We start from the raw sequence: 18,160 nt of genomic DNA on the forward strand, positions 1-18,160 counted from the left end.
TAAAAACCTATAAGGTTTAAATAATATCACTGTCATTAAAAATGCAACGAAAAGGAATGAAGAATCTTCAAAACAGATTTCTCACTACACTTTGTTTCGTTCGAAATGACAAAATAGAAAACCATTAAAAAGCAAAAAAATGGGAGCACCACATAACATAAAAAGATACGGTGAAGTCTGGCCGGAATTTAGAATTCAACATGGACTGGAAATTTTAGAGAAATTAAAAAATAAAGTCATTTTATCAGGAGGTTGGGCGTGGCATTTTATGACAGAAATAGGACACACGGAATACAAACACGCTCATGACCACAAGGATATTGATGTTTTTGTAAATAAGGAAAGTGTAGCTGAAGTCGTTATGATTCTTCAGCAGGAAGGTTTTCAGAAAGTCTGGACACGTTACGATCATCTGCCCAGCGAAGAAAACTTCCGCAGGTATGAGAAAACAATCGAACTGGAAAACGAAAAATTCCATAGAATAACGATTGATTTCTTTGAAAGAAATGATTTGGAAACTGTCGAAACCAATGGATTCAAAGTGGTGAAACCTGATGTTTTACTTTCATTTTACAGAAATATTCATTCCAGTGATAAATGTTGGGCGGTCATGGCTGCAAAAGATTTATTGGAAAAAGGAATTGATCCTGTCGGTCATCCGAGATTAAGTGAAATGCCAAAATAACAATGGAAAAACTAATACAAATAACCTCAGGAAGAGGACCCTTAGAATGTCAGTGGGTAGTGGCGAAAGTTCTGAAGGTATTCCTTGAGGAAGCAAAAGATAATAATATAGAGTACGAAATCATCCACCGTGAAAAAGGCGATGAAAATCTGACATTGAAATCCGTGACCATACTTTTAAAATCAAAAAATTTAAATGAATTTTTAAAAACATGGTTGGGAAGTATTTGTTGGACGGGAAAAAGTACATTCCGGAAACTGCACAAAAGAAGTAATTGGTTCATTGGTATTTTTGAACTGGAAGGTTTGGAGAAGATTAATTTTAATGAAAAAGATATCCAATTCCAAACAACAAGAAGTCAGGGAAGTGGCGGGCAAAATGTAAATAAAGTAAATACTGCCGTTCGCGCAACTCATGTACCGACGGGACAAAGTGTTTTCGTGCAGGATTCGCGTTCGCAATTGGAGAATAAAAAACTGTCTATTATAAGATTAAAAGAAAAAGTGATGGAACAGAATATTATTCAGCTTCAAAAAAGAATGCAGGAAACCTGGAACAATCATTTGCAGGTGCAGAGAGGAAATCCGATCCGTACATTTTCCGGAACAGATTTTAAAAAGAATTATCAGGAAAAATCTTTCAAAAAAGAAAGAAATCAACTGAAAAACGAATTAAAAAACTATAAAAATGACCTTAACTAAAAGTAAATACTATTTTGAGGCTTTAGATAATTATCCTTACAGCTTGCCGGATTGTCTGGAAGCGTTGAATTATGCGTTGTCCTACGATCCCGAAGATGCAGACAGTCTGTGTCTGATGGGTAGAATTTACAGCGAAATATTGATCGACTACGAAAAAGCAAAGCTTTATTTTGAAGAAGCAATGCAGTGTGATGTGACGAACTTAAATGTTCCACAATATTACATTAAATGTCTTTTGGACAACGAAGATTTCCATGAAGCCGAAAAGCTGATTCGGTATTCTTTGAAAATTAAAGGGATTGATAAATCTGCAATTTGGCTTCACCGATCGCTACTTTCTGAAAAAAGAGGAAGCTTAACAAATGCCTTGAAATTTTTAAATGAAGCTGAGAAACACTGTTTCACCTCATGTAATTTAGATTTGGTAAGAGACCGCAGGAAATTTATAAAATCTAAAATGCCAAAGAAAAAACAAATTAAAAAGAAGAAGGAGACAAAATAAGTCTCCTTTTTTTGTAAATTTAATAATGGAATTACTGTTTAAACTTAAACAACTTCAATTAAAAGAAACATTCTCAATTGCTTACGGAAATTACAATCATCGTGATGCATTATTAATAGAGCTGTCTCACCAAAATTATAAAGGCTACGGAGAGTGCGTTGCGATCGATTATTATCAGATCAATCTTCAAAGTTTTGTTTTAAAATTAAAAGAAATTCAGCCTAAAATTGAAGTTCAGAAAATCATTCATCCGAAAGAATTTTTCAAATTTTTATTGAGTTTAAATCTTCATCCGTTTCTACTTTCTGCTTTGGATTGTGCCTATTGGGATCTTTTCGGGAAACTGGAAAACAAAAGTTTTATTGAATTAAATCAGCTTCCTTCTGAAAATTTAGTGGAAAGTTCAATCACCATTTCTGTCGGGGAAATTGATAAACAGATTCAAAAAATTGAAAAAAGCAGTTGGAACAAATTCAAAGTAAAATGTAAAGGTTTAGATAAAAACAATGTCGAAAAATTGTTACAATTAAATAGAAATATCGCTTTAGACTCCAACGCAAGCTTTACCGATGAAGATTGTATCTGGCTTCAGGAAAATATTGAGGTTCAGAATTTTTCATATTTAGAGCAACCAAGACCCATTGATCAGTATAAAATTCTTAAAAAAGAAAGTTTCGCCAATTGGATGGCAGACGAAGATTGTCAAGATTTGGATTCATTGGACGAATTAATTCCTTATTACAAAAGCGTCAATATCAAATTAATGAAATGTGGCGGATTGACTCCCGCTTTGGAAATGATCAAAAAAGCAAGAGAATTAAATTACAAAATCATGATTGGCTGTATGACAGAATCCACCGTTGGTATTTCCGCAGGCTGTATTCTGACGGGGCTTGTTGATTATGCAGATTTAGACGGTGCAAATCTTATTTCCAATGATTACGCTACTGGAAATTTTGTGGATAACGGGAAAATAATTCTCTCCCAAAAACCAGGTTTGGGAATAGAATTAAAATAAAATAGACTTTCAGAAGAAAGCCTATTTTTTATTTACAGAAATCAGATAATCATAAACCATTTGGTGTTGGTCATCGCTCAATTTGGCTTTTGGAGCCATTCTACTCAATGTTTTTATCCATCCCTGATCGTCGTGTCTTGTCGGGTCCGGTAGTTTATGACATCTGTTGCATGAGTTTTCAAAAATTGTTTTTCCCTGAGTTAATTGCTCAGATGAAGTGTATTTTGGTCCGGTTACGGCTACACTTTTCGGTCCGCACGATACAACTAAAGATGCAGAACCTAAGATCATGCCCAAAATCAATTTTTTCATACTAATATTTTTTTAAGTGATTTATTTTTTCACAGATACGATATAGTCGTAAACCCACTGATGTTGCTCATCTGTAAGTTTCGCTTTTGGAGCCATAGAATTCATAATTCCTACCCACTGTACCGAAGTATGAGCTGTAGGATCTGGCAATTTGTGGCATCTTCCGCAAGAATTTTCGAAGATTGTTTTTCCCTGGGCGATCTGTTCTGCTGTAGAAGTTGCTACTGTCGGAGCTGTTGCTGTTGAGGCTTTTGGTGTACAAGATGCTAATAAAACAGCAGTGAATGATGCTACAGCGATTATTTTTTTCATGTTTAAACTATTTGATTAAAACAAATGTAGGAAAATCCCTTTCTCATTGATATAATGGTGCATAATTTAGAAGAAATACAAATTAGAGAAAAAACATTAAGTGATTTAACCTTTCATAATTGACGATTGACACTTCACTTTCTCATAATTAATTATTATTTTTGAATCAATGAAATTTTCTACAGAAGAGCTAATAGAAGGAATAAGATCGGGAAATAAACGTCTGATCGCAAAAGCTATCACATTAGTTGAAAGTAAAAAAGCTGAGCACAGGCAACAGGCAGAGGAATTATTAAAACAAATCATGCCTTTTACCGGAAACTCAATCAGAGTGGGAGTGACGGGAGTTCCGGGTGCCGGAAAATCAACTTTTATAGAAAATTTCGGAAGATTAGTTATTTCGAATGGTAAAAAAGTGGCTGTTTTAGCCATCGATCCGAGTTCGGCAATTAATAAAGGAAGTATTCTGGGTGATAAAACCAGAATGGAAGAGCTTTCCAAAGAAGAAAACGCTTTCATTCGTCCTTCCCCGAGTTCCGGTTTTTTGGGCGGAGTTGCCAATACTACTTTTGAAACAATGATGATTTGTGAAGCTGCAGGTTATGATTATATTTTAATTGAAACTGTTGGAGTGGGGCAGTCCGAAGTTTTGGTTGCAGATATTACCGATGTTTTTTTATTTCTAAAAATTATAGGTGGTGGAGACGAGCTTCAGGGAATCAAACGCGGAATTATGGAAATGGTGGATGTGGTTTTCATTAATAAAGTAGAAAAAGATAACCTTCAAAAAGCAAAAAATACAAGATTAGAATTAAAACGTGCTTTAGATTTTATTCCGCCAAAAGAAAAGAATTGGAAAATTCCGGTTTTATTGGGTTCTGCTTTACATAATGAAGGTCTGAGTGATGTTTTTGAAAAAATTAATGATTTTATAAATCTTAAAAAGAAAACCAACAGATTCGAACAAGTAAGAACGCAGCAGGCAGAAAAGCGCTTTGAATATTGGGTTCAGGAATATATTTTATCGATGATGAAAAGGGATAATTCCGTGGAAGAAGCGTATGTTCAGCACAAAAAAAATGCTTCGACAATGGTTTCAAATCCAAGTACCGAAGCAAAATTATTTGTTGAAAAATTTCTTAATAAAGACTAAAGCTTTTCTTTTTCCACTTCATTTTTTGAAATGAATCCGTCGTAAGAAATCGGTTGTCTGTCGTTGCTTCTTATCGATGTGTAAGCTTTTCCGTTTTTGAAAACTTCAATAATGATTTCATCAACAGTGCTTTGGTCGTTTACTTTAATTTTTACGATCCATTTTCCTTTTTTACCTTGAGATTTGGTTACTGTAAAATCTTTTGAAGTAAATCTGTAACTGTTTTGGCTGGTATTTCCGTAAGTCGGGTTAAAAACTCTTCCGAAATAAGGTAAAGTAACCTCAAGTTTGTCTTTTCTTAAATCAATGCTGTAATTGCTTCCCGAAAGATCCAAAATTCTGGTTGAGGTAGAATTCGGCATCGAATTCATTATATTAATAACATCGTAATTTGTAGGCGTTGCTCTTTCTGCACGAAATGAAAAATCTTCTGAATTTACAAGCTCAGTCAAATTTTGGGGATCAACTTTACTTTGAGAAAATCCGCTGTGGAAAATCAATAAAAATGCAAATGTGAATATGATTGAAATATACTTTTTCATGATAGTAAAATAATTGTTAAATTTAAATAGCAAAATGTATGCAAATATATTGCTTAGATTTTGTTTTGGAATAAAAATTGTAAAGGTTGAATTAATACACTCGAAACTATGAAAATAAAACACTTTTTTGAAATTGGAGCCATTGCTCTGTCAGTGGTAGCTTGTACTACAAACCCGATTACGGGAAGATCTTCTTTGCAACTGGCAAATAACTCAGAAATCATGACCATGTCTGCTCAGGAATACAAAACAACATTGGGCAAATCTAAAGTAATTGCAGGAACTGCAGATGCTAAAAGGGTGGTAAATGTAGGTTCCAGAATAAAATCTGCCGCTGAAAGATATTATCAGCAGATCGGACGTTCTGCGGATCTTGCAAATTATAATTGGGAGTTTAATCTTATCCAAAGCAACGAGCTGAATGCTTGGTGTATGCCGGGCGGAAAAGTTGCTGTTTATACAGGAATTTTACCGGTTACGAAAAATGATAACGGACTTGCCGTAGTTCTAGGACATGAAGTTTCTCACGCATTGGCGGGACACGGAAACGAAAGAATTTCTCAGGCAATGGTTGCTCAGTATGGAGGACAGATTTTGGGAGGAACAATTTCCAACGGTCAATGGGCTAGTGTTTTTGAAAAAGTTTATCCTATCGGTTCTCAGGTTGCATTGCTGAAATACGGAAGAAATCAGGAATCTGAGGCAGATCAAATGGGATTATATTTAATGGGAATGGCGGGATACGATCCAAGAGAGGCAATTCCTTTCTGGAATAGGATGGAATCTGCTGCTACAGGAGCAAGACAACCGGAATTCTTATCAACCCACCCGAATCCTGAAACAAGGATTTCAGACATCAATAAAAACCTACCTAAAGCTCTTGAATATTACAAAGCTGCAGGTGGAAAAGTATAAAACTATATAGAATTTTAATCCTGAGTAAAAGCCTTATTATATTTTCACTAAATTTGATAAGGCTTTTTATTTAATCACTTAAACACAACACTATGAAAAATTTAACCATTATCGGACTTGTACTTTTAGCATTATCGGTGCTTTTATTCTATTTAACATCATCCAATTTTACAATTAATGATTTGGGAATGCCTCATATCATGGGAATATTGGGAGGAATCGGAATCGGTTTGATTATCGGTGGAATGGTAGGATATGTAAGTAAAGGGAGTGCCATAAAAGAAGAACAAAAAAGAAAAGAATTCAAACAATTGCAAAAAGATAAAGAAGATCTGGAAAAACAGGCTGCCGAAATTGCAAGACGTGAAGCCGAACTTCGAAATCATGAAAATCAAAATCCTCAAATCTAAGACTTGAGGATTTTTTATAATTGTTATTTTCGTTGAATTTAGAATTTGTAGCCGACTCCTACCATAAATAAATTGGGTCTGTTGTCGTATCTTATTTCTTCTCCGGAAACTTTATTAATGAAGTTTCTCGAGTCCTTACTGAAAGCTCCTTCATATCTCGCATTCAAAAGTAATTTTTTGATTTCAAGCTGAGCTCCAAATTGATAGCCAACCGTGAAGTTATCTCTTGCATTTTCTTTAAAATCGTTGAAAGAATCTTCTTTACTTAAATTATAGCTCGCAACCGGACCCACAAAAACGCCTAAAAAATCTCCTAAAACTTTATGACCAACAAGAACCGGTAGATCAATACGATTGTTTTTAATATCAAAAGTTGTATTAGAAGTTGGATCTGTAAAATCACTTTTGAAAGAAGTGTAGTACAATTCCGGCATTAAGAAAAATGAGGCAGGAAGATTTGCTTTTAAGGAAAGACCAACGTTGAAACCAACATTATTTTTTCCTTCTCCTTCAATGGCTTGGTTTACTGTCCCTTTAATATTCTGCCAAGAAGGCGATCCTGTCGGGAAAATTAAATTTGCTTTCCCTGCCAAAGAAATTTGTGCAGAAGCAAACATAGAAAAACCTATTAATGCTATACTAAATACCTTTTTCATTATCGTCAATTTTTGTGATTGTATTCTCAATAGTTTTATTATTCTCAAGTAAATATTCTCTTAATTCTTTAAAGAGTTCCGAAGAATAAACGAAATCGATCAGATTTTTATTGCCTGCCGTGATCAGAATATCCTTGTTTCCTTCCCATTCTTTAATTCCTAATCTCAGATAAACAATTTTCTCGCCAATCGTCATTACGGAGTTCATATCATGTGTATTGATGATGGTGGTGGTGTTATATTCTTTTGTAATTTCCAGCAAAAGATCATCAATAATATTCGATGTATAAGGATCTAATCCTGAGTTGGGTTCGTCACAGAAAAGATATTTCGGGTGATTTACAATCGCTCTTGCAATCGCCACACGTTTTTGCATACCTCCGGAAATTTCTGATGGGAATTTTCTGTTGGCTTTATCTAAATGTACTCTTCCGATTACTTCAAAAACTCTTCTTTTTTTCTCTCTGAAAGTTAAGTTGGTGAACATGTCCAAAGGAAACATAATGTTTTCTTCAACAGTTAAAGAGTCAAACAGTGCACTTCCCTGAAACAATGTTCCGATCTCGGATCGTAAGTGCTGTTTTTCTTCTCTGTTCATGACGTTGATATCTCTGCCATCAAAAAGAATTTCTCCCGATGAAGGCTGATAAACATTCAGTAAACTTTTAAGGAAAACGGTTTTTCCGGAACCACTTTGCCCAATGATGAGATTTACTTTTCCTTTTTCAAAAGTTGTTGAAATCCCTTTAAGTACTTCAACTTCATCAAAACTTTTCTTAAGATCTTTTACCTCAATCATTAGCTTAATATTAATTGGGTTAATAGCAATTCTGAAAGGATAATGAATACCATCGTCCATACTACCGCCTGTGTACTCGCTCTACCTACTTCCAATGAACCTCCTTTTACATTATATCCGAAATATGAAGGTACGGTTGCAATGACGAATGCGAAAACAATAGTTTTAGTAAATGCATAATAAATGAAAAGATTAGGCATATACATTTGAATACCGGTGATATAGTCGTTTGTTGTCCAGTTTCCTGTTAAAATTCCTGCAATATATCCTCCGCCAATACCGAAAACAATACTTATGGCAATTAATAAAGGATTAAAAATCATACAAGCAAGTATCTTTGGTAAGATCAGAAAGTTAGGTGAGTTTACGCCCATAATATCCAACGCATCAATCTGTTCAGAAACTCTCATCGTTCCGATACTTGATGCAATATATGAACCTACTTTTCCGGCTAAGATCAGACTGATAATGGTAGGTGCAAATTCCAATACCAAAACTGCCTTTGTTGCATATCCTACAAATGAAGTAGGTATAGGGAAATCTGAAGCATCAAAATTATTAAACATTTGAATGGCAACAACAGCCCCAACAAATATAGATGTAAAGATCACCAACCCAAAAGAGTTGACTCCCAAATCGTTGATTTCTCTCATGAACAGCTTCCAGAACACTCTCATTTTCTGAGGTTTCTGCATGGATTTACCAATAAGGATAATGTATTCTCCTACTGCTGTAAAAAACTTTTTTAACATTCTGCTAAATTAGACTTTTTTTATTGAATTAAATTAAAGTTGAGATGAAGGCTAAGCCTCCGTTTTGCTATTAAAATTATATATCATAATGTAGACCAAAATCTTTATTTTGCGTTCTTATCTCCACCTACAACCAATAAAATGGTTTTTAAAATAATGACAAGATCAAGCACAAAACTCCAGTTTCTCACGTAGAAAGCATCTGCCAAAACTCGCTTATTCATTTCAACTTCTACGTCTCCGGCATCACCACGAAGCCCGTTTACTTGTGCAAGACCCGTAATTCCCGGACTTACCATGCTTCTCAAGCTATATCGTCCTATTTTCGGCTTATAATAGTTATCGACAGCCAACATATGCGGTCTTGGGCCTACGATTGACATTTGTCCCTTCAAGACATTCAAAAATTGTGGCATTTCGTCGAGACTTGTTTTTCTTAAAAATTTACCTATTTTTGTTATTCTTGCGTCATTTTCTGCTGTCGTTTTTGTCGAAGACTCTTCATTCACGACCATTGTTCTGAATTTAATACATTCAAAAACCTCTTCATGAAAACCATATCTTTTCTGTATGAAAAAAGCAGGCCCTTTTGATGAAGATTTAATTAAAATTATAATAATCGGGAATAGCCATGAACAAATCGTAACCAAAATTATAGCTGAAAAAACAATATCGAAAGTTCTTTTTAATAAAAAATTAGAATAATAATCTAAAGGATATCTTGCCTGATTAAGAACGGGTTGCGTCTGAATATATCCCATATCGTAAAGGAAAAAATCACTTTGTGTAATACTGGGAATCAACGAAATATGAACTTTATTGGCCTCTGCTAATCTAAAAAGCTCTTTTTCTGTTCTTTCATTGTAAGAATTTTCTGTCGGAATAAATAAGGTATGAATTCCGTTTGTTTTCCAGAATTCGATTAATTCTTCTGCTTTTATTTCAGGATTGGTGTAGTCGAAAATTTTGTAACCGTAATCTCTTCTGTCCTTTAAAATATTCTTTAAAACTTCCGTGGAACTGTTTTCATTTAAGAACATAATATTTCTGTGGTTAATACCCAAACTACGGAAATATTTAATTCCAAAGAATATTAATGATTTTGCTAAGAAAATAAAGAAAAACAGATAAAACGAAAGCCAGTAAATATCCGAATTGAAAAATACATTATAACTGACTTTTCCAATCAGTAAAACGCCAAGAATAAATAACAGAAAGTGTACGAGAAGCCGCTCCAGAAACAAGGTGTACGTCAAATTTCTCGGGATATTGTAGATCTTTGTTCTGCCGCTCAGAAGCATCCAAAACAAAAATAATAATACCAAAGAAAAAACATTCTGGTACCAGGTTTCCTGATTATATTTTAAATCCTGATTTCTGCTTACGAAAAAGAATATAAAAATAGATGCAATAACCAAAAGGTCAAGCAAAATAATGATCGATTTCAGGTATCTAGAGTATCGAATTCTCTGCATCTATCGGTTTTCTAGGGATACGAGGAGCGAAGTTACATATTTTTTACGGTATATTCAGATATTTATGGGTCTGAACTGATGCTCTCCATTCCGGGTGTTCCAAAATGAAGTCTGTAATTTTCGGGTACATTTCATCTCGTTTGCTCCATTCACTCTGAAGATATAGAGTACAGTTTTCCGAAACTTTCGCTGCCTGTTCCTGTGCAAATTTAAGGTCGTTATTATTGAAAACAATTACTTTAAGCTCGCTTGCCTTTTCATAAATTTCCTCTTTTGGAAGCCCAGTTTTCTTTGGTGAAAGGGTGATCCAGTCGATTTGTCCGCTCATCGGGTAAGCTCCTGAAGTTTCAATATGAATGGTGCATCCCAATTTTTTTAATTTGGATGTTAAAATATCAAGATTCCACATTAGCGGTTCACCGCCTGTTAAAACAATTGTTTTACAATGACTTGCCGCAATTCCTGCAATTTCTTCTGCATTCATTAATGGATGTAAAGCCGGATCCCAGCTTTCCTTTACATCACACCAGTGACACCCGACGTCGCAACCGCCCAATCTGATGAAATAGGCTGCTTTTCCGGTGTGTGCTCCTTCTCCCTGAAGAGTGTAAAAATGCTCCATTACAGGGAGCATTTTACCTTCTTTTAATAAAATATCTTCTTCTTTATTCATTTTAAAATTAGTCGTTATAGACTGAGGTTTTGTAAGCAATGATGGTGTTTTTCATCAACATCGCTCTTGTCATAGGACCGACACCTCCCGGAACCGGAGTGATCCAGCTTGCTTTTGCAGCACAGCTGTCAAAATCTACATCACCTGCCAAATAATATCCTTTTGGAGAATCGTCGTCTACTCTTGTAATTCCTACGTCCACAATCACCGCTCCGTCTTTGATCATTTCACCTTTTAAGAAGTGAGGGTCTCCTAAAGCTGTAATTACGATGTCTGCTTTTTTAGTATATTCTTCGATATCTTTTGTGTATGAATGCGTCAAAGTAACCGTTGAATTTCCTGGGAAATCTTTTCTTCCCATTAAGATACTCATTGGTCTTCCTACGATTTTACTTCTTCCGATGATGACACAATCTTTACCTTTTGTCTCTATATTGTATCTTTCTAATAAAGTTAAAATCCCGAATGGAGTTGCAGGCAAGAAAGTATCCATTTCCAAAGCCATTTTTCCGAAATTTGTAGGGTGGAAACCGTCAACATCTTTTCTTGGATCGATTGCGTTGATGATTTTTTCCTGATCAACCTGATCGGGCAAAGGCAACTGAACGATAAATCCGTCTACAGATTTATCCTTATTAAGTTCCTCGATTTTTTCCAATAATTCAGATTCGGAAACCGTGCTTGGAAATTTCACTAAGCTGGATTGAAATCCTACTTCTTCGCAGTCTTTCACTTTTGCATTTACATAAGCCTTGCTTGCTCCGTTGTTTCCAACAAGAATTGCCACCAAATGTGGTGCTCTTCTTTTGCTTGCGATGATCTTATCAACTTCAGCCTTGATTTCCTGTTTTATTTCTTTGGATACTTTTAATCCGTCAAGAATTTCTGCCATTTTTACTTTTATTAGATATTTACTTTCTTATTTATTTCCTTTATAATAATTAATCAACCCATTTGTAGAGCTGTCATGAGAATTAACTGTCTCATTATTTTCTAATTCCGGTAAGATTTTATTTGCCAATACTTTTCCTAATTCTACTCCGAATTGGTCGAAACTGAAAATATTCCAGATTACTCCCTGAACGAAAATTTTATGTTCATACAAAGCAATTAATTGTCCTAATGAAAAAGGAGTTAATTCATTGAATAATATCGAGTTAGTTGGAGTGTTTCCATGGAAGACCTTGTAGTTTAATAAGAAATCAATTTCCTCATCAGATTTTCCTGAATTTTTTAATTCTTCCTCAACTTCTTCTTCCGTTTTTCCAAAGGCAAGTGCTTCGGTCTGAGCAAAAAAGTTAGCCAGTAATTTATCTTGGTGATCAGAAACTTTGTTCGGACTTTTTGCATAGGCAATAAAATCCGCAGGGATCAATTCTGTTCCTTGGTGAATCAATTGATAGAAAGCATGTTGTCCATTTGTTCCCGGTTCTCCCCAAATGATTGGTCCTGTTTCATATTCTACAAATTCACCGTTTCTGTCAACACATTTTCCGTTACTTTCCATATCTCCTTGTTGGAAATAGGCAGGAAATCTGTCTAAATATTGAGAATAAGGAAGAATTGCAACTGTTGTGGCTGCATAAAAATTACGATACCAAATTCCTATTAATCCCATTAAAACAGGAATATTTTCAGAGAATTCTGCCGTCTGGAAATGTTGATCCGTATCGTAAGCTCCTCTTAATAATTGCTCGAAATTTTCATATCCGACCGAAAGAACGATACTTAAGCCGATTGCGCTCCAAAGTGAATATCTTCCGCCAACCCAATCCCAGAATTCGAAGATGTTTTCTTCTGCAATTCCGAATTCTTTAACTGCTTGAACGTTAGTTGATAAAGCAACAAAGTGTTTGGCTACATCTTCTTGTTTTCCTGCTTTTAAGAACCAATCTTTTGCTGAATTGGCATTGGTCATCGTTTCCTGCGTCGTAAACGTTTTAGAAGCAATGATAAATAAAGTTGTCTCAGGGTTTAAATTTTTAACAACTTCTGCGATATGATTTCCGTCCACATTGGAAACAAAATGAACGTTTAACCTTGTCTTAAAATGTTTCAAAGCCGAAACCACCATCACAGGTCCCAAATCAGAACCACCGATTCCGATATTGACAACGTCGGTAATTTCTTTTCCGCTGAATCCTTTATGATCTCCTGAAATGATGCTTTCAGAGAATGATTTCATGTGATTAAGAACTCTTCTGATCTGAGGTTTGATATTTTCTCCGTCTACCAAAATTTCCTTGTCGGAAAAATCTCTCAAAGCTGTATGTAAAACTGCTCTTCCTTCAGTTTCATTGATCTTATCTCCCGAAAACATTTTAGAAATTGCATCTTTCAATTGACATTCTTCTGCAAGATTCAATAAAAGGTTTTTAGTTTTAGAATCAATTAGGTTTTTAGAATAATCAAACAAAAAGTTAGATCTTTTAATAGAAAATTCATTAAAACGATTCGGATTATATGCAAAAAGGCTTCTTAAATCGAAATCATTATTTGCAAATTGTTCGTCAAGCGCTTTCCAGCTGTTTGTTTGAGTAGGATTTATTTTTGATAGCATATATTTAGAAATTAAGGTTTTAAGGCTTCGGATCTAGGATTGTTGAATGCCAAATCCTCATGCAAAATTATTGATTTGCAAATTTACGGAATTTTACTTCAATGATGTTAATTGATAATTAAAAATCAATTCTAAGTTTATTATAAATGAATTTTTTAATCTTTAAAATTATTACTTTTATGCTTAAATATTTTTCATTAAAATCATGCTTAACAGAAGAAATTTCATTAAAAAGTCATCTTTGGGACTTGGATTTTTTGTTTTACCAACCTCTGCAAAATTTTTATATACAGATGATTTCATTTCAAAAAGACCCAATTTAGCTCAAAGAAAATTTACTTCGGAAGTCGTTGAAAAAATGATTAAAACGATTAAAAAATCTATTGCTGATGAAGAGTTGGTGTGGATGTTTGAAAATTGTTTCCCCAATACTCTGGATACAACAGTAAAATTTTATCAAAAGAATAATAAACCTTATACATATGTAATCACAGGAGATATCGACGCGATGTGGCTTCGTGATTCTTCGGCACAGGTTTATCCGTATTTAAGCCTTGCTAATGAAGATGAAAAATTGAAAAATCTGTTGAAAGGAGTGATTAATAAACAAGTTGAATGTGTTCTTCTGGATCCTTATGCCAATGCTTTTTTTGATGATGTAAGCAAAATAAGTGAATGGAAAGACGATTCTACGCAAATGAAACCCGGAATTCATGAACGGAAATGGGAAATAGATTCTTTGTGTTATGTGATGCGTTTGTCTTACAATTATTGGAAAACGACGGGAGATTCTTCAGTTTTCGATACCGATTGGAAAAAAGCAATGTTATTAATTTTGCAGACTTTCAAAGAGCAGCAAAGAAAAGATTCCAAAGGACCGTATAAATTTCAAAGATCAAATGGAAATCCTTTAGACACTCAATTTGGTGGCGGTTATGGAAATCCAACGAAAAAAAATGGTTTAATTCATTCGATGTTCCGACCTTCTGATGATGCCACTTTTTATCCGTTTTTGGTTTCTTCCAATATGTTTGCGGTGGTTTCTTTGAGACAAATTGCCGAAATTTTTTCTAAGATTTTAAAAGATGAAAATTCTTCTGTTCAATTTAAAAATTTAGCTGAAGAAATTGATGAAGCAATTCAAAAGCATGCGATTCTAAATCATTCTGAAGCCGGAAAAATCTATGCTTTAGAAATCGACGGTTTCGGAAATGCTTTGTTTATGGATGATGCAAATGTTCCGAATTTGCTGTCAATTCCTTATTTGGGATATGCTTCAAAAGAAGATGAAATTTATAAAAACACCCGAAAATTTTCTTTAAGCAAAGCAAATCCGTGGTTCAGTGAAGGGAAATTTGCCAAAGGAATTGGCGGACCGCACATCGGAGAACATAAAATTTGGCCTTTAGGTTTGATTATGCAGGCTTTGACTACCGATAATGATGAAGAAATTATCTATTGTTTAAAAATATTAAAAGCAACTCACGCCGGAACCGGATTTATCCACGAGTCCTTTGATGTTGATAATCCGAAAGATTTTACAAGATCGTGGTTTGCTTGGGCAAATACGCTTTTCGGAGAGTTGATTCTTCATTTATATAAAACAAAGCCTGAAATTCTGAAAAGAAAATTCTAATCATAAAAACCTCCAGAATTCTGGAGGTTTTCTTGTAAAATTTAAAATATATATTGATAACCAAAGGTTAGGAAAGCTTATATTTCTGAGATATTCTGTTCTGATTTTTTACTTGGTTTTCTTTTTCTTAAAAAATAAACAATCGCAGCTCCGATCAATAAAATTGGCCAAATCATAATTAATCCCACCACAATTCTCTGGATTAAATAATATCCTTCTACAAAAGCGGATTTTGCACTGTAAATGAAATTGAATTTGTATTTATCGTCAATACTTTTTGTATTGGTAATAGCGATTTCGGCGATGCGGAGTTTCGGTTCTTTGATATAAATATCAACTGTACTGTATTTCAAATTATCCGTAACATCCATATTTGCCAATTGCTGTTGATTGTTTTCCGACATATTATCGTTACTCATATTGACTTTGTCTTTGTTGGTTTTCAGTTTGTCAATATTTTCGCCTGTTTTTTTAATTCTTTTTCCTTCCAGTTCAGCATATTTGATACTTGAAGTCACATCTTCAGCGTTAATTGATCTTGAGTTCAGGAATAATTTTTTACTGTTAATTAAGGTCAATAATTCTCCCAGTTTTTCTGTCGGAACTCTTAATTGCATCATATTTTCCGACTGATATTTTTTCACCAACATAGCTTCTTCGTTTGAAGTATTGTAAGTATCTTCTGAAACAACATTACTTTTCAAATTACTATGTGTTACAAATCCGCCCAATTCCTGAGCTGATTTTTCAATAGAAATTGTCGCTTCATAAACATCTTTCACTTCCATATTTACATCTGCTGTTTTGATAAATTGTTTGTCCTTTACTTTCATGGTTGCAACGGAAGAAATACTGTCTGATGTCACAATCGCGGCTGAATCTGCAGTTGCATATGCTTCAAGTTCTGTCGCAGAAGCTTCTCCTTTTTTGCATGAGTAAATTCCTAATAAAAGTGCTGTAGCGATTGATAATTTGATGTAAGTTGTTTTCATGATATTTATTTTTAATGTTTTGCTTATCCCAAAGTTCCAGCAGAATTTTTTGTAACGTTTGAAAATCACGAGTAAAAATTTTGTAAAGAAAAATTCTGTTTTAACTATTTTAAGATCAGCATTTTGTAAAATAAATTAGATGAAAGAGACTTGTTTTCGGATTAATTTTTGCTTAACTTTTACAAATCAATACACAAACAATTACTATGTCAAATACTTTTTCCAAAATCAGAAACGCAATAGATTTATTCAGATCAATAGATTTTGATCAGCTAAGTGCTATTTCTCAAAAAGTTGACCTGCCGAAACTGATGCAAAACTTTTCAAAACTCGATGATAAACAGCTCGGAGGTTTAATGAAAATGCTAGATCCCAACAAGAAAAAGAAAGAGCTTCCTCCAATCGACGGTGATTTCTACGATATTTATCACACTTTATCTCCCGAACAAAGAGAAATTCAGCTTAAAGTGAGAGCTTTTATGGAAAAAGAAGTAAAACCTTTGGTGAATCATTATTGGCTGAGAGATGAATTTCCGTTTGAATTAATTCCAAAATTCCAGAAATTGGATATTTGTGGTGTTACTTATGAAGGTTACGGATGTCCCGGAATGCCTTTTTTAATGGAAGGAGTTATTGCGATGGAAATGGCAAGAATTGATGCTTCGATCGCGACTTTCTTTGGAGTACAATCGGGTTTGTCGATGGGTTCTATTTATATCTGCGGTTCGGAAGAGCAAAAGCAAAAATGGCTTCCTCAAATGCAGAAATTTGAAAAAATAGGAGCATTTGGGTTAACAGAACCTGAAGTTGGCTCCGGAGCTGCAGGAGGTTTAACCGTAACCTGTAAAAAAACTCCGGAAGGCTGGATTTTGAACGGACAAAAAAAATGGATTGGAAACGCAACATTTGCAGATTTAATTATTATCTGGGCAAGAGACTTAGATGATGGAGAAGTAAAAGGTTTTATTGTTGAAAAAGATAATCCTGGGTATTCTGTTGAGAAAATTAAAGGAAAAATGGCGTTGAGAATTGTTCAGAACGGATTGATTACATTGAAGGATTGCTTAGTAACAGAAGAAAACAGATTGCAAAATGCCAATTCATTCAAAGACACGGCAAAAGTACTGAGAATGACCAGAGCAGGAGTTGCATGGATGGCAACAGGCTGCGCAAGAGGAGCTTATGAAAGTGCTTTAGATTATACCAGAAAAAGAGAACAATTTGGTAAACCAATTGCTTCTTTTCAGATGATTCAGGGACATTTGGTTGAAATGCTGTCGAATCTTACTGCAATGCAAACGATGGTCTTCAGGCTTTCCGAAATGCAGGATGAGGGTATTTTAAAAGACGAACACGCTTCTTTAGCCAAAGTTTTCTGTACATTAAGAACAAGAGATATTGTTTCCAGGGCACGTGAAGTAATGGGTGGAAATGGGATTCTTCTTGAATATGATGTAGCAAGGTTCGTAGCCGATTCGGAAGCAATTTATTCTTACGAAGGAACGAAAGAAATCAACTCACTGATTGTCGGCAGATCAATTACGGGATTCAGTGCATTCGTATAAAATTAATTTGAATGGTCAATTGTGTATTTTCATGAAAGTGAATTCACAATTGACCATCAATCATTAACAGCTTAGCTTACTAAAGCTTTATATTTTTCTTTATTGTCAATAATCATCCAAAGATTGATCAGGAATAGAACTCCTGCAATTGACATTCCCATGGTGGATTTATCCATCGTGAAAACGTGAACAACAATTCCTACCATAACCGGTAAAATGACAATAGCTCCTAAAGCTCTTGTTTTAGGGAAAATAAATAATAATCCGCCAATGACTTCTACAATTCCTACTAATGGCATCAACCAATGAATTTCTCCGAATGCTGCAAAAAGTTTCATTTGCTCCGGAGTAGGTTTTTCCATTGGCATATAATTAAAGAATTTGTTTAATCCGGCATTGATAAACATAAGTCCGAAAAGAAGGGACAGAATAAATTTTACGATTTTCATGATATGATTTTTTATTAAAATTAAATAAAATTATAATCGGTTGATTAAAAGAG

21 protein-coding genes are annotated in these 18,160 nt (G+C 34.4%); 9 read left to right on the plus strand and 12 right to left on the minus strand.

Annotation, left to right across the window (positions count from 1 at the left end; genetic code table 11):
- Positions 1 to 139 precede the first annotated feature (139 nt).
- The 4 genes from ABD745_RS18660 to ABD745_RS18675 are packed head-to-tail and all read left to right on the plus strand — an operon-like array spanning position 140 to position 2,906.
- Entirely contained in the window at positions 140 to 685 is a 546-nt protein-coding gene (locus ABD745_RS18660) for a nucleotidyltransferase domain-containing protein (RefSeq protein ID WP_344833673.1), read from the plus strand.
- A 2-nt stretch (positions 686 to 687) separates the two neighbouring features.
- Complete coding sequence (prfH, locus tag ABD745_RS18665) at positions 688 to 1,386, plus strand: peptide chain release factor H (RefSeq protein ID WP_344833675.1); 699 nt, start codon at positions 688 to 690, stop codon at positions 1,384 to 1,386.
- A complete protein-coding gene (locus ABD745_RS18670) occupies positions 1,373 to 1,888 on the plus strand; it encodes a tetratricopeptide repeat protein (RefSeq protein ID WP_344833678.1) in 516 nt (171 codons plus the stop codon). The genes prfH and ABD745_RS18670 overlap by 14 nt, the downstream gene beginning before the upstream one ends.
- Positions 1,889 to 1,913: 25 nt before the next feature.
- Positions 1,914 to 2,906: an enolase C-terminal domain-like protein gene (locus tag ABD745_RS18675; protein WP_344833680.1), complete on the plus strand. Its 993-nt coding sequence runs from the start codon at positions 1,914 to 1,916 to the stop codon at positions 2,904 to 2,906.
- Between the two features lie 21 nt (positions 2,907 to 2,927).
- On the opposite strand, the gene ABD745_RS18680 is transcribed toward ABD745_RS18675, so the two are convergent.
- Together ABD745_RS18680 and ABD745_RS18685 are read right to left on the minus strand one after the other, a co-directional pair.
- Complete coding sequence (locus tag ABD745_RS18680) at positions 2,928 to 3,218, minus strand: cytochrome C (protein ID WP_344833682.1); 291 nt, start codon at positions 3,216 to 3,218, stop codon at positions 2,928 to 2,930.
- Positions 3,219 to 3,239: 21 nt separating this feature from the next.
- On the minus strand, positions 3,240 to 3,530 hold the full coding sequence (locus ABD745_RS18685; protein ID WP_047398752.1) for a cytochrome c: 291 nt from the start codon (positions 3,528 to 3,530) through the stop codon (positions 3,240 to 3,242).
- 169 nt (positions 3,531 to 3,699) lie between these two features.
- Here ABD745_RS18685 and meaB point away from each other — a divergent pair, with 169 nt between their 5' ends.
- Positions 3,700 to 4,683, plus strand: a complete 984-nt coding sequence (gene meaB / locus ABD745_RS18690; RefSeq protein ID WP_344833686.1) for a methylmalonyl Co-A mutase-associated GTPase MeaB — start codon at positions 3,700 to 3,702, stop codon at positions 4,681 to 4,683.
- Here the strand turns inward: meaB and ABD745_RS18695 are convergent.
- Entirely contained in the window at positions 4,680 to 5,225 is a 546-nt protein-coding gene (locus ABD745_RS18695; protein WP_344833688.1) for a DUF4251 domain-containing protein, read from the minus strand. The two genes, meaB and ABD745_RS18695, sit on opposite strands and share 4 nt — an antisense overlap.
- Positions 5,226 to 5,333: 108 nt before the next feature.
- Here ABD745_RS18695 and ABD745_RS18700 point away from each other — a divergent pair, with 108 nt between their 5' ends.
- Both ABD745_RS18700 and ABD745_RS18705 read left to right on the plus strand, forming a co-directional pair.
- Positions 5,334 to 6,140, plus strand: a complete 807-nt coding sequence (locus ABD745_RS18700; protein WP_344833690.1) for a M48 family metallopeptidase — start codon at positions 5,334 to 5,336, stop codon at positions 6,138 to 6,140.
- A 92-nt stretch (positions 6,141 to 6,232) separates the two neighbouring features.
- Positions 6,233 to 6,550 carry a hypothetical protein gene (locus ABD745_RS18705; RefSeq protein ID WP_344833693.1) on the plus strand — a complete coding sequence of 106 codons (318 nt, stop codon included), beginning with the start codon at positions 6,233 to 6,235 and terminating at the stop codon, positions 6,548 to 6,550.
- 38 nt (positions 6,551 to 6,588) lie between these two features.
- On the opposite strand, the gene ABD745_RS18710 is transcribed toward ABD745_RS18705, so the two are convergent.
- The 7 genes from ABD745_RS18710 to pgi all read right to left on the minus strand — a co-directional run bounded on the left by ABD745_RS18710 (position 6,589) and on the right by pgi (position 13,465).
- Positions 6,589 to 7,206, minus strand: coding sequence for an outer membrane beta-barrel protein (locus ABD745_RS18710; RefSeq protein WP_047398747.1), 618 nt, complete (start codon positions 7,204 to 7,206; stop codon positions 6,589 to 6,591).
- Entirely contained in the window at positions 7,190 to 8,005 is an 816-nt protein-coding gene (locus ABD745_RS18715) for an ATP-binding cassette domain-containing protein (protein WP_047398746.1), read from the minus strand. Before ABD745_RS18715 ends, ABD745_RS18710 begins: the two co-directional genes overlap by 17 nt.
- Positions 8,005 to 8,757 (minus strand): MlaE family ABC transporter permease, encoded by a 753-nt coding sequence (locus ABD745_RS18720; protein WP_344833696.1) that lies wholly within the window; start codon positions 8,755 to 8,757, stop codon positions 8,005 to 8,007. Before ABD745_RS18720 ends, ABD745_RS18715 begins: the two co-directional genes overlap by 1 nt.
- Before the next feature lie 104 nt (positions 8,758 to 8,861).
- The gene (locus tag ABD745_RS18725; protein WP_344833699.1) at positions 8,862 to 10,232 is read right to left on the minus strand and encodes an exopolysaccharide biosynthesis polyprenyl glycosylphosphotransferase; all 1,371 of its coding nucleotides are present in this window, start codon (positions 10,230 to 10,232) and stop codon (positions 8,862 to 8,864) included.
- 43 nt (positions 10,233 to 10,275) lie between these two features.
- Complete coding sequence (locus ABD745_RS18730; protein WP_344833702.1) at positions 10,276 to 10,905, minus strand: 7-carboxy-7-deazaguanine synthase QueE; 630 nt, start codon at positions 10,903 to 10,905, stop codon at positions 10,276 to 10,278.
- Between the two features lie 7 nt (positions 10,906 to 10,912).
- Positions 10,913 to 11,797, minus strand: a complete 885-nt coding sequence (locus ABD745_RS18735; RefSeq protein ID WP_344833705.1) for a bifunctional 5,10-methylenetetrahydrofolate dehydrogenase/5,10-methenyltetrahydrofolate cyclohydrolase — start codon at positions 11,795 to 11,797, stop codon at positions 10,913 to 10,915.
- Positions 11,798 to 11,824: 27 nt separating this feature from the next.
- Positions 11,825 to 13,465: a glucose-6-phosphate isomerase gene (gene pgi / locus ABD745_RS18740; protein WP_344833707.1), complete on the minus strand. Its 1,641-nt coding sequence runs from the start codon at positions 13,463 to 13,465 to the stop codon at positions 11,825 to 11,827.
- A 205-nt stretch (positions 13,466 to 13,670) separates the two neighbouring features.
- Between pgi and ABD745_RS18745 the strand changes: the two genes are divergently transcribed.
- A complete protein-coding gene (locus tag ABD745_RS18745) occupies positions 13,671 to 15,101 on the plus strand; it encodes a glycoside hydrolase family 125 protein (protein WP_344833709.1) in 1,431 nt (476 codons plus the stop codon).
- A gap of 77 nt (positions 15,102 to 15,178) precedes the next feature.
- Here ABD745_RS18745 and ABD745_RS18750 read toward each other — a convergent pair whose 3' ends face one another.
- Positions 15,179 to 16,093 (minus strand): DUF4349 domain-containing protein, encoded by a 915-nt coding sequence (locus ABD745_RS18750; RefSeq protein WP_344833711.1) that lies wholly within the window; start codon positions 16,091 to 16,093, stop codon positions 15,179 to 15,181.
- 206 nt (positions 16,094 to 16,299) lie between these two features.
- On the opposite strand from ABD745_RS18750, the gene ABD745_RS18755 reads away from it, so the two are divergent.
- Positions 16,300 to 17,658 carry an acyl-CoA dehydrogenase family protein gene (locus tag ABD745_RS18755; protein WP_344833714.1) on the plus strand — a complete coding sequence of 453 codons (1,359 nt, stop codon included), beginning with the start codon at positions 16,300 to 16,302 and terminating at the stop codon, positions 17,656 to 17,658.
- Positions 17,659 to 17,729: 71 nt separating this feature from the next.
- Here the strand turns inward: ABD745_RS18755 and ABD745_RS18760 are convergent, their stop codons facing one another.
- Positions 17,730 to 18,107: a DoxX family protein gene (locus tag ABD745_RS18760; RefSeq protein ID WP_344833717.1), complete on the minus strand. Its 378-nt coding sequence runs from the start codon at positions 18,105 to 18,107 to the stop codon at positions 17,730 to 17,732.
- Positions 18,108 to 18,160: the final 53 nt, after the last annotated feature.

The sequence above is a fragment of the Chryseobacterium ginsenosidimutans genome (genome assembly GCF_039536845.1).
Classification (GTDB): Bacteria; Bacteroidota; Bacteroidia; order Flavobacteriales; family Weeksellaceae; genus Chryseobacterium; species Chryseobacterium ginsenosidimutans_B.